This is a genomic window from Rhodococcus sp. 852002-51564_SCH6189132-a (assembly GCF_001665495.1).
GTDB lineage: Bacteria > Actinomycetota > Actinomycetes > Mycobacteriales > Mycobacteriaceae > Rhodococcus > Rhodococcus pyridinivorans.
On sequence record NZ_LZMJ01000072.1, the window covers coordinates 54,744 to 65,022 of the forward strand.

Annotated in this window: 10 protein-coding genes; 6 read left to right on the forward strand and 4 right to left on the reverse strand. The window is 67.9% G+C overall.

Going from position 1 to position 10,279, the window contains the following annotated elements; all coding sequences use genetic code 11:
* Window position 1: 1 nt before the first annotated feature.
* From A5767_RS18570 to A5767_RS18580, 3 genes are all read right to left on the reverse strand, one after another.
* The gene (locus A5767_RS18570) at window positions 2–628 is read right to left on the reverse strand and encodes a HemK2/MTQ2 family protein methyltransferase (protein WP_019291159.1); all 627 of its coding nucleotides are present in this window, start codon (window positions 626–628) and stop codon (window positions 2–4) included.
* Window positions 629–827: 199 nt separating this feature from the next.
* Window positions 828–2,420 carry a phytoene desaturase family protein gene (locus tag A5767_RS18575; protein ID WP_064852891.1) on the reverse strand — a complete coding sequence of 531 codons (1,593 nt, stop codon included), beginning with the start codon at window positions 2,418–2,420 and terminating at the stop codon, window positions 828–830.
* Window positions 2,417–2,860, reverse strand: coding sequence for an SRPBCC family protein (locus A5767_RS18580; RefSeq protein ID WP_006553563.1), 444 nt, complete (start codon window positions 2,858–2,860; stop codon window positions 2,417–2,419). Before A5767_RS18580 ends, A5767_RS18575 begins: the two co-directional genes overlap by 4 nt.
* Before the next feature lie 115 nt (window positions 2,861–2,975).
* Here A5767_RS18580 and A5767_RS18585 point away from each other — a divergent pair, with 115 nt between their 5' ends.
* Together A5767_RS18585 and surE are read left to right on the forward strand one after the other, a co-directional pair.
* A complete protein-coding gene (locus A5767_RS18585; protein ID WP_064852892.1) occupies window positions 2,976–3,935 on the forward strand; it encodes a 1-phosphofructokinase family hexose kinase in 960 nt (319 codons plus the stop codon).
* Complete coding sequence (gene surE, locus A5767_RS18590) at window positions 3,932–4,723, forward strand: 5'/3'-nucleotidase SurE (RefSeq protein WP_064852893.1); 792 nt, start codon at window positions 3,932–3,934, stop codon at window positions 4,721–4,723. The genes A5767_RS18585 and surE overlap by 4 nt, the downstream gene beginning before the upstream one ends.
* 137 nt (window positions 4,724–4,860) lie before the next feature.
* On the opposite strand, the gene A5767_RS18595 is transcribed toward surE, so the two are convergent.
* On the reverse strand, window positions 4,861–5,916 hold the full coding sequence (locus A5767_RS18595; protein ID WP_064852894.1) for an alpha/beta hydrolase: 1,056 nt from the start codon (window positions 5,914–5,916) through the stop codon (window positions 4,861–4,863).
* 187 nt (window positions 5,917–6,103) lie between these two features.
* On the opposite strand from A5767_RS18595, the gene A5767_RS18600 reads away from it, so the two are divergent.
* The 4 genes from A5767_RS18600 to A5767_RS18610 all read left to right on the forward strand — a co-directional run bounded on the left by A5767_RS18600 (window position 6,104) and on the right by A5767_RS18610 (window position 10,115).
* A complete protein-coding gene (locus A5767_RS18600) occupies window positions 6,104–7,630 on the forward strand; it encodes an FAD-dependent oxidoreductase (RefSeq protein ID WP_064852895.1) in 1,527 nt (508 codons plus the stop codon).
* An 89-nt stretch (window positions 7,631–7,719) separates the two neighbouring features.
* Window positions 7,720–8,286 carry a type 1 glutamine amidotransferase domain-containing protein gene (locus tag A5767_RS18605; RefSeq protein ID WP_006553568.1) on the forward strand — a complete coding sequence of 189 codons (567 nt, stop codon included), beginning with the start codon at window positions 7,720–7,722 and terminating at the stop codon, window positions 8,284–8,286.
* A gap of 100 nt (window positions 8,287–8,386) precedes the next feature.
* A complete protein-coding gene (locus tag A5767_RS23445) occupies window positions 8,387–8,533 on the forward strand; it encodes a hypothetical protein (protein WP_019291152.1) in 147 nt (48 codons plus the stop codon).
* Window positions 8,534–8,672: 139 nt separating this feature from the next.
* Entirely contained in the window at window positions 8,673–10,115 is a 1,443-nt protein-coding gene (locus tag A5767_RS18610; RefSeq protein ID WP_006553569.1) for an alpha,alpha-trehalose-phosphate synthase (UDP-forming), read from the forward strand.
* Window positions 10,116–10,279: the final 164 nt, after the last annotated feature.

Below are 10,279 nucleotides of genomic sequence, written 5' to 3' on the forward strand. Positions count from 1 at the left end.
CTCAACTCCTCGTGCGGGGGCGGTCGGCGCGGACGACGACCACCTCCTCGGTCAGTGCCCCGGGCTCCGCCAGCTGCGACGAGTACAGATAGTCCGTGCGGTTGCGAAGGACCGGTCCGAAGGGGATACGGCTGCGGGCGACGACGGATGCCTTGAGGTCCGCCTCGCGCAGCCGGGACAGTGTCGCCTCCACACCGGTGAACTCGGAGTGCACGATCAGCGCGAATCCGCCGGGCGTGAGCAGGGTGGGCAGGCTGTCGCACAACGGATCGAGCACGCAGCGTCCGTCGGCGCCGGCATCCCAGCGCGGGTCGCGGTTCTCCCCGTCGCACGGAACGTACGGCGGATTCGACAAGACGATGTCGAACGGACCGTGGCGCAACGCCTCGTCCAGGCCTCCCTGCCGGGCACGGATCGGCAGCCGGCGCGACCACGCGTTGACGCGGGCGCTGAACACGGCTCGCGGGTTGATGTCGAAGGCCGTCACCGACGAAGCACCGAGCATGGCGGCGTTCACCGCCAGAAACCCTGTCCCGGTGCAGAAGTCGAGCACCTTCGCACCCTTCGTACCGCCTGCGTCCGCAAGCGCGCCTGCGAGCAGATACGAATCCTCTTGGGGGCGGTACACCCCCGGAAGACGCCATACCCGCGGCGAATCCGATCCGTCCAGCGCCAGGGAAGCTGTCACGTCACACCACCTCGGTATCTCGAGTTCGACGGCATCTCCACCACCCCGGGCCGAAAACCCGCATCCGTCCGTTCGCGGGCGGATACCCGCGCGACTTCCGTGTGAAACACGCCACCGTTCCGCGTGGGAGGCCCAGCGATCACGAGAACAGCACCCGGCGAGCGGCATTTCGCACGCGTCGGGTCACCGGAGCGGTGCGTTTGCCGTCCGCGAGTGCGGCGTGAGCGGCGTTCCAGCCACCCATGCCGTGGACTCCCCCGCCCGGATGCGCACCCGAGCTGGCGAGATACACCCCTTCGACCGGGGTCCGCGGTCCACCGAAACCGGGAGTGGGCCGCAGGAACAACTGCTGGTGGACCTGCGCGGTTCCACCGTTGACGGCGCCGCCGACGAGATTTGCGTCGGCCGCTTCGAGGTCGCCGGGTCGCTGGACGTGCCGGCCGACCACGCGTGCACCGAAACCCGGTGCGTAGGACTCGAGTTGCGCGTCGACGCGTTCGGCGAGGTGGTCGGCGGACGCGTCGTCGGTGATGCCCCGCGGCAGATGTGTGTAGGCCCAGCAGCTTTCGGTTCCCTCGGGCGACCGCGTCGTGTCGGTGGTGGTCATCTGCCCGAAGAGGAGGAAGGGCGACTCGGGGACGACCCCGGTGGACAGATCGGCCGACCACCGGATCATCGCGTCCGTATCGGCACCGACGTGCACCGTGCCGGCCCCGCTCAACGAGGGCGAACGCCACGGCACGCGGCCGTCGAGCGCGTAGTTCACCTTCACGACCGGGGTGTCCCATTCGAACTTGCGCAGGTCGTCGAGTACCCGTGGCCCGACGGCGTCGGCCGGGAGGAGCCGCGTGTACAGGGCCGGGGCCGAGGTATCGGCGAGGACGGCACGTCGCACCTTCACCCGCTCGCCACCGGCGATCCGGACTGCGGAGACCTTCCCGCCCTGCACCTCCACGCCGACGACCGGCGAGTCGCACCGCAGCTGGGCACCCGCTGCGGCGCCGCGCCGGACCAGCGCGTCGGTGAGCGCTCCCGCGCCGCCGACCGGCGCGGGGAATCCGACGTCCTGCGCGAGCATCGTGAGCATGTAACCCATCACGCCGCTGCCGGGCGCCTCGGGCGGTGTGTCGGCATGCATGGCATTGCCCAGGAGCAGCAGCCGCGCCGCCGAACCGCCGAACAACTCGGACGACATCCGGGTGACGGGCAGCGCGAGCATGCGCGCGTAGCGCAGCAGATCTCCCGTCTTCATGGTGCGCAGCAGGTCCACGGAACCCCGGACGGGCGGGAACGGACCGAGGAGCAGTTCGAGAAGCGCGCCGCGTACCTGCTTCCACTGGTCGAACAGCGCCAGCCACGCTTCCCCGTCACCGACGTAGCGACGCTCGAGGTCGGCCGCCGTATCGGTCGGATCCGGAGAGACGACGATCGCGTCCTCGTCGTCGGGGCCCAGCGGGTGACCGAAGGCCTTCGGGGAACGCACCCAGCGGAGGCCGTGCGACGCGAGATCGAGGGCTTGGAAGGCCGGTGAGGCCACACCGAGCGGATAGAACGCGCTGAACAGATCGGCGCAGTATCCCGGGTGAAGTTCTGCGCTGCGCACCGCTCCACCGGGTTCGGGCTGTTCCTCCAGTACGAGGACGTCCCATCCGGCGTCGGCGAGCACCGCGGCGGCGGTCAGACCGTTGGGTCCGGCGCCGATGACGACCGCATCGACCGTCGCGTCGCTCATTCGGTGGCGCCTTCGGCGAGCAGCACCAACCGTCTCAGGCATTCCTGGTTCCGTGGCAACACCATTTCCTCCTGTACGCGATCGGGGACGAGGGCGTACGGTCCTTCGACGACGTGTTCGGCCATCGTGATGCGGGTGCCGCCGTCGTGGGTGGGTTCGAGCGAGATCGCGATCTCGGCCTTGCCGAACAGCCAGGCACGTGCGCGCAGCACCAGTTGCCGTTCGGGCACCACCTCGCTGACCTCGGTGTGGTCGTCGAGCAGGAGAGGCCACAGACCCACCGAATGATGGATCCGGGTGTCCCGTTGCGGCCAGGCGGGGTCGACGGCCCGGATGCGCGACGCACCCACCACCCATGCCGCGTACCGCCAGCCGTCGGCGAGGATCTCCCATACACGCGCCGGTGCCACCGAAGTCTCGATCGTCGCGATCCTGGCCATGCCCGCTCCTCATCCTCTGGACGACAGCTCGCTTGCGGCAGACGCATACCCCGCTTCCGCAGGTGTCACACGACGCCGGGTGTCATCGCTGTTCGGAGGGGGTATCCGGGCGGGCATGGAATCCGAGAACACCCCCTCCTCCAACCCGTACGCCTTCGTCTTCGCGCCGTCCCCGCTCCTCACGGTAACCCTCGAGAAGGCACCCGACGGAAGCACCGAACTGCACGTCCATCCCGGCGGGCAGGGATTCTGGATCGGCCGCATGGCGGCGACCCTGGGAATGGACGTGCACCTGTGCGGACCGTTCGGCGGCGAGTCCGGCACGATCCTCGTCGACATGATCAACCGCGAAGGCGTGACGGTGCATGCCGTGGAGACCGCATCACCCAACGGTTCCTACATCCACGACCGGCGCGAGGGCGAACGGAAGGAGATCGTGGAGATCGACCCGCCGGCACTCACCCGTCACGAGACCGACGATCTGTTCAGCGCGTCGCTGGCGTCCGCGATGTGCGCGAAGGTCGCGATGCTGGGCGGACCGCACAACGACGACGCCGTACCGAGCGAGGTGTACACGCGCCTGTGCGCCGATCTGGGAGCCCTCGGCATCCCGGTCGTCGCCGATCTGTCCGGCCCCACCCTCGGTGCGGCCCTCGAAGGCGGGGTGACCGTGCTGAAGGTGAGCCACGAGGATCTCATCGAGGACGGTCGCGCGAAGTCCGAGGATCTCGACGATCTCATCGAGGCCTTGCACCGTCTCCACGACGAAGGTGCCGCCTCGGTGGTGATCTCCCGCGCCGGCGATCCGGCGATCGCACTGGACAACGGAACCATCTGGGAGGTGGAGGCACCCTCGGTGCAGACCGTGGACCACCACGGTGCCGGAGATTCGATGACCGCCGGCATCGCGTCGGCCTACGCCGCGGGCGCGAAGTTCGAGGACGCGCTGCGTCTCGGCGCCGCAGCAGGTGCGGTCAACGTCACGCGCCGCGGTCTGGCGACGGGGCATCGTGGCGCTGTGGAGAAGATGGCCGAGAAGGTGGAGGTCCGGAAGGTGAAGGGGAAGCGTTCATGAAAGCACTGATCGTCAACGACGACGGCATCGACAGTCCCGGTCTCGCCCTGCTCGCCCGCCTCGCCGTCGCGGCGGGATTCGACGTGCAGGTCGCGGCGCCCCATGTCGAGCGCAGCGGCGCCAGTGCATCCTTGACCGCTCTCCAGGACGAAGGAAAACTCCTGCTCAGCCGTCGCCCGCTCGACGACCTGCCCGAGGTGGAATCCTATGCGGTGGAAGCATCTCCGGCGTTGATCACCTTCCTCGCCTCGTACGGCGCGTTCGGGACGGCACCGGACATCGTGTTATCCGGAATCAACCTGGGCCCCAACACCGGTCACGCGATCCTGCATTCGGGCACGGTGGGTGCAGCCCTGACCGCGGCCACCCACGGTGCCCGCGCGGTCGCATTGTCCCTCAACGGGACAGCTCCGTCGCAGTGGGAGACCGCCGAGTTGGTGACCCGTCGCGCTCTCGAGTGGGCCGTCGAACACAGCCGTCCGGGCACGGTTCTCAACGTCAACATCCCCGACATGCCCGTCCACGAGTTACGCGGACTGCGCAGTGCTCCTCTGGCAGGATTCGGTGCCGTCCAGGCCGAGATCGGGGAGGTCGAGGACGACGGCGACATCTCCCGCGCCTTGCCGGTCACCTTCCGGGCGGTCGAACTCGACGAATCCCACGACAGCGACGCCGTTCTCGTGTGCCGGGGGTGGGCGACCGCGACCGTGCTGACGATGCCTTTCGAGGTGGCGGAAGCCGATCTCGGAACCTTGGAATTCGCCCACTCGGGTAGTTCGCAGCAGTAGGTGCTGTAGAAGGTTCCGGGACCGCTCGGTCACGAGTGCCGCGACCGAGCGGTCCCGACTCCAATTGATTCGGGCCGCTGCAGTTCTCAGAGCACTACAGTTCTCAGAGCACTGCAGTTCTCAGAGCACTGCAGTGCTCAGGCGACTGCGGAATCGGAGACGTAGCGAGAGATCGGCGTGACGACGGACCGTTGCGCACGACCGGTCGTGTCCGTCACGGACTGCACGAACCGGCCGGCCTCGGCGAGCGCACGCCGACTCTCGGGAACGCTGTCGGCGAAGATCGGGAAGGCGTGCACCTGGTGTCGCCACAGGTGCAGGTCGCAGCTGACCCCTGCCTCCCGCACGGCCCGCGCCATGGATTCTGCGTCGCTGCGCAGCAATTCGTCGTGACCGGCGTGGATCATCACCGGGGGCAGCACACTGAGGTCGTTGTCGAGCGGGCACATCAGCGGTCCGGGCTCCCCGTCGACGGTCAGACGGGTATGGGTGCCCTCGATGTAGCGTACGAGCGACTGCACGGCCGATCCGGGGAACATGGGGCAGGCCGCCTGCATGTCGTGTTCGGCGCGACGATCGGAATCGAGGTCGACGAGGGGCGACAGCGCGACGATTCCGGCGGGGCGGGGCAGATCGGATTCCGCGATGGCCAGGGCCGTCATGAACGACAGGTATCCCCCGGCGGAGTCGCCTGCGACGACGATGTCCTCTCCCCGATAACCTTTCTCGCACAACCACTCGTAACCGCGTACCGCGTCGTCCACCGCGTGTGCGATGGGAGCGTTCGGCAGCATGCGGTAGTCGACGCTGAGCACCGCGCCGTCGGCGCGATCCGACAGGCTTACCCCCAGCGAACGATGAGTGTTCAATCCGCACATCAGGAACGCGCCACCGTGCAGGTACAGCACCGCGCGCTTGGTCGATCGTCCTTCCGCGCGGATCCACTCTGCACTGCACGCGCCCAGGTCGACGTCCACGTACTGGGCTCCGGAGGGCTTGGGGAGGAGGGACGCAGCGCCGTCGACGACCGACAGTGGCCACGCGAGGTCGGGCCGGGCCATCCATGCCCCGACGACCGGCTTCGCGAGTGCGCGTACCGCGCCCCGAACGACTCGGGAGCGCACGCTTCCACCTCGGTGGGTGCGGCTGACGCCCTCACCCCCACCGAAATCGTCGATCTCAGAAGACAGCACTGGAACCTCCCGTGGGACACCCACGAAACCGGTTGATTTATTTCGCCTTACGCGACGTGGTACTGCGGTTTACCCACACCTGTCCGGCATCGAAACACCCGGTTCGGATCACGAACCGGAAACAACGATGCGAGAGGCTCCCGCAGCGCCCCGTTTACCGGTCCGGCCGGGGAGGTAACCAGCGCATATGCCTACCGAGACCACGGTGTCCCTCTGGCGGGATCGCGCCCCGCACATCGCGACGTACGACGACTGGACGGCCCGCCGGGAGCGCTACGACATCGTGGTCGTCGGCGCCGGGATCACGGGCACCGTGACGGCGCTGCTCCTCGCTGAGAGGGGACTGCGCGTTGCGGTGCTCGAAGCCCGGGACATCGGGGCGGTGACCACCGGGAACACCACCGGCAAGGTCAGCGTCCTGCAGGGCACACGCCTGTCGCAGATCGGCCGCAGACATTCCGGTGCGATCCGTCAGGGATATGTCGACGGCACCCTCGCGGCACAACGATGGGTGGTCGATTTCTGCACGCGGCACGGACTCGACTTCGACCGTGCGGACGCCTATACCTACGCGCAGGATCCGTCGAACGTGAGCATGATCGACGCGGAATACCACCACTGCCGCGCCGCCGGGTTACCGGCCGAGAGGGTCGGTGAGATCCCGCTGCCCTTCGGCGTGGCCGCGGCGGTCACGATTCCCGACCAGGTGCAGGTCGATCCCATGCCCATTCTGTTCACGGCGGTCGACCGGGCGCGTGCGTGCGGCGCCGAAGTGTTCGTCGGGCGGCGCGTGAAGACCGTGGACACCGAGGACGCAGGATGCATCGTCCGCACCGACGACGGCAACATCCGTGCAGATCGCGTCGTACTTGCAACCGGCATCCCCATCCTGGACCGCGGTGCATTCTTCGCCAGGATGGAACCCGACCGCTCGTACTCCATCGCCGTCGAAGTGCCCGGTGGCCCGCCGGAAGGGATGTTCTTGTCCGCGGACAGTCCCACCCGGTCGCTCCGCACCGCCTCTGCGGCGGGAACGTCCTCGTCGGCGGATCGACTACTGCTCGTCGGCGGCAACGGACACGTCGTCGGCCGGCACGATTCGACCCGCTCCGCATACGACGACCTGCTGCGATGGAGCCAACGGACCTTCCCCGGCGCCCACGAACTGTACCGGTGGTCGGCGCAGGACTACACGAACATGGACAGCCTCCCCGAGGTCGGGCCCGTCCTGCCCGGTGCCGACCGGATCTGGGTGGCGACCGGCTTCGGCAAGTGGGGCATGACCGGCGGGGTCGCGGCGGCGCACATCATCGCGTCCCGGTTCTCGGAGTCGCCGGATCCCGAGGTCGAGGCGTGGGCGCCCGCCATGGCGGCATGGCGCACCGAACTGGTGACCGGCATTCCCACCGCAGCCAAACTCAATACCACCGTCGCATTGCACATGGCCAAGGGCTGGTTGCAGGCCGCGACGTCCTCCGGATCAAAGCCGGAAGAAGGACAGGGACGGGTGGTACGCAGTTGCGGACGTCCCGTCGGCGTGTCCACGGTCGACGGCCGGACGCACCGCGTGAGCGCGGTCTGCCCGCACCTCGGCGGAATCCTGCGGTGGAACGACGCGGAGTCGTCGTGGGACTGCCCGCTGCACGGCTCCCGATTCACTGCCGACGGCACTCTGCTGGAGGGGCCCGCGACCGGCAACCTTTCCCCCAGGTGACGCCGAGGGTGGAAAAAGGCGTGAGAGCCCGCGTTTCACACCATCCGAGCCGGGTAATTCCGACAGCAGCCGAGAAAGGACACACGAACATGAATTCCGCCGATGGGGCACGACTGTCCGGACTGACCATCGCAATTCTCGCGACGAACGGAGTCGAGGAGGTCGAGTTCGTCGAGCCGCGTAAAGCTCTCGAGGACGAGGGCGCCACCGTCCGACTCGTCTCGATCGAGCAGGGCGAGATCCAGGCAATGGAGAAGGACGTCAACGCCGCAGGGAAATACACCGTCGATCACCTCGTCTCGGAGGTCTCCCCCGGCGACTTCGACGGCCTGGTGCTTCCCGGTGGAACCACGAATCCCGATCAGCTGCGCCAGGACGACAAGGCCGTGTCGTTCGTGCGGGAGTTCGTCACCTCCGGGCGCCCGGTCGGCGTGATCTGCCACGGACCGTGGATGCTCGTCGAGGCCGACGTGGTGCGCGACCGCACCCTCACGTCGTATCCGAGCGTTCGTACCGACATCCGCAACGCCGGCGGAAACGTCGTCGATCAAGAGGTGGTCGTCGATCGCAACCTGGTCTCGAGCCGCAACCCCGGCGACCTGCCGGCATTCTGCAAGGCACTCATAGATCTCTTCGCGGCGAACCCCGCGAGCTGAATCGTTCGGGCCACGACGCAGGCCGATCCTCGTCACTTCACCGACCGCGACCACAAAGGTCCCGGTCCATCTCCGCCTGTTTTCCGAAAGGACCTCGACGATGCTCGAGCAGAGCCCCGTTTCCGGCGCCACCTTCTTCCCGCCCGCAGCCCTCCACCAGGGCGTGCGATTCAGTACCGCGGAGATCAAGAAGCGTATCGACGAAATGTTCGACAACCCGGCTGCTCCCCTGCCGAGCGAAAGCTGATTTTCCGGAGAACTGCTGGTCGAAGGCCCGCAGCGGTGCACGCAATTTGCGGCCCCCTACCCGCCTTGATAACAAGAAGTAGTCGATTTCGAACATGTGGGATTGGTTCGCCGTAAGGCAGTTGCACGAAGGCGGGATTATGAACGAACCGAACTCCGACGATTTCGTCGTGGTCGCCAACCGTTTGCCGGTGGATCTCGAGACGCCGACCGACGGTGGCCCGCCGGTCTGGCGACGCAGCCCCGGTGGCCTGGTGACCGCGATGGAGACCGTCCTGAGGTCCAACAGTGGCGCCTGGGTCGGCTGGCCCGGCACTCCCGACGTGACGGTCGATCCCTTCGAGGAGGACGGGCTCTCGCTGTATCCGGTGGAGTTGTCCTCCCAGGAGGTCGAGGAGTACTACGAGGGTTTCTCGAACGACACTCTGTGGCCGCTCTACCACGACGCGCTCATCCCACCCACTTTCGATCGCCGGTGGTGGCGGACCTATCGCGCGGTCAATCAGCGATTCGCCGAGGCCGCGGCCCGTGCCGCTGCCCCCGGGGCGACGGTGTGGGTGCACGACTACCAGCTCCAGCTCGTTCCCCGGATGTTGCGTGAACTCCGGCCCGACGTCACGATCGGTTTCTTCCTCCACATCCCCTTCCCGCCTACCGAACTGTTCCTGCAGTTGCCGTGGCGGAAGGCGATCGTCGACGGTCTGCTCGGCGCCGATCTCGTCGGTTTCCATCTCCCCGGCGGGGCACAGAACTTCCTCTATCTCGCCAACCGGCTCTTCGGACTTCCGGCACCGCGCGGGACCTCGTCGGGCGGCACCATCGTTCTCGGCGACCGGCAGGTTCGTGTCGGTGCCTACCCCATCTCCATCGACTCCGCGCAGCTCCGGGAACGTTCCCGCGACACCGCCGTTCAGGAGCGTGCCGCCGAGATCCGCAGGGACCTGGGCGATCCGGAGGTCATGCTGCTCGGCGTCGACCGGCTCGACTACACCAAGGGGATCGACGTACGTCTCGAGGCCCTGCACGAGCTGTTCGCCGAAGGCACCCTCGATCCCGAGAAGGTCGTGATGGTGCAGTTGGCCACGCCGAGCCGCGAGCGTTTGACGGCGTACGCACAACTCCGCGACCAGGTGGAGCGCGAAGTGGGTCGGATCAACGGCGAGTTCGCCCGGCTCGGTTCCCCCGTCGTCCACTACCTCCATGCCTCGGTCGACCGCGACGAACTGCTCGCGATGTACACCGGTGCCGATGTCATGCTGGTCACTCCCCTGCGCGACGGCATGAACCTCGTCGCCAAGGAATACATCGCCTGCCACCCCGACGGCAGCGGTTCGTTGGTGCTCAGCGAATTCGCCGGGGCGGCAGCCGAACTCCGCCGCGCTCTTCTGGTCAACCCACACGATCTCGAAGGCGTCAAGCGCGCGATCGTGGAAGCGATAGAGGAGGACCCGGCCGAACGGAAGAAGCGCATGAAGACCATGCACGCGCACGTCATGGAGTACGACGTCGCCCGCTGGTCGCGCACCTTCCTCGAGGACCTGCGGGCCACCTCGGGTGCGCACGTCACCGCCTCCGGAAGCTAGGCGTGCGGGGGGGGGGCCCCCCCCGGTGGGGGGGGGCCCCCCCCCCCCCCCCCGCCGCGTCCCCCCAATCGGCCACGCATCCGGGGGGGAGCGCCACGGCGACCCGGGGCCCGCGGTCGCGGGAACGGGGGAGGTCGCGCCCCAGGGGGGGAGGGTCGCGCCGG

Coding starts and splice junctions, on each gene's coding strand:
- A5767_RS18575 (WP_064852891.1), bottom strand. CDS start 2,420: ATGAGCGACGCGACGGTCGATGCGGTCGTCATCGGCGCCGGACCCAAC.
- A5767_RS18580 (WP_006553563.1), bottom strand. CDS start 2,860: ATGGCCAGGATCGCGACGATCGAGACTTCGGTGGCACCGGCGCGTGTA.
- A5767_RS18585 (WP_064852892.1), top strand. CDS start 2,976: ATGGAATCCGAGAACACCCCCTCCTCCAACCCGTACGCCTTCGTCTTC.
- surE (WP_064852893.1), top strand. CDS start 3,932: ATGAAAGCACTGATCGTCAACGACGACGGCATCGACAGTCCCGGTCTC.
- A5767_RS18600 (WP_064852895.1), top strand. CDS start 6,104: ATGCCTACCGAGACCACGGTGTCCCTCTGGCGGGATCGCGCCCCGCAC.
- A5767_RS18605 (WP_006553568.1), top strand. CDS start 7,720: ATGAATTCCGCCGATGGGGCACGACTGTCCGGACTGACCATCGCAATT.
- A5767_RS23445 (WP_019291152.1), top strand. CDS start 8,387: ATGCTCGAGCAGAGCCCCGTTTCCGGCGCCACCTTCTTCCCGCCCGCA.
- A5767_RS18610 (WP_006553569.1), top strand. CDS start 8,673: ATGAACGAACCGAACTCCGACGATTTCGTCGTGGTCGCCAACCGTTTG.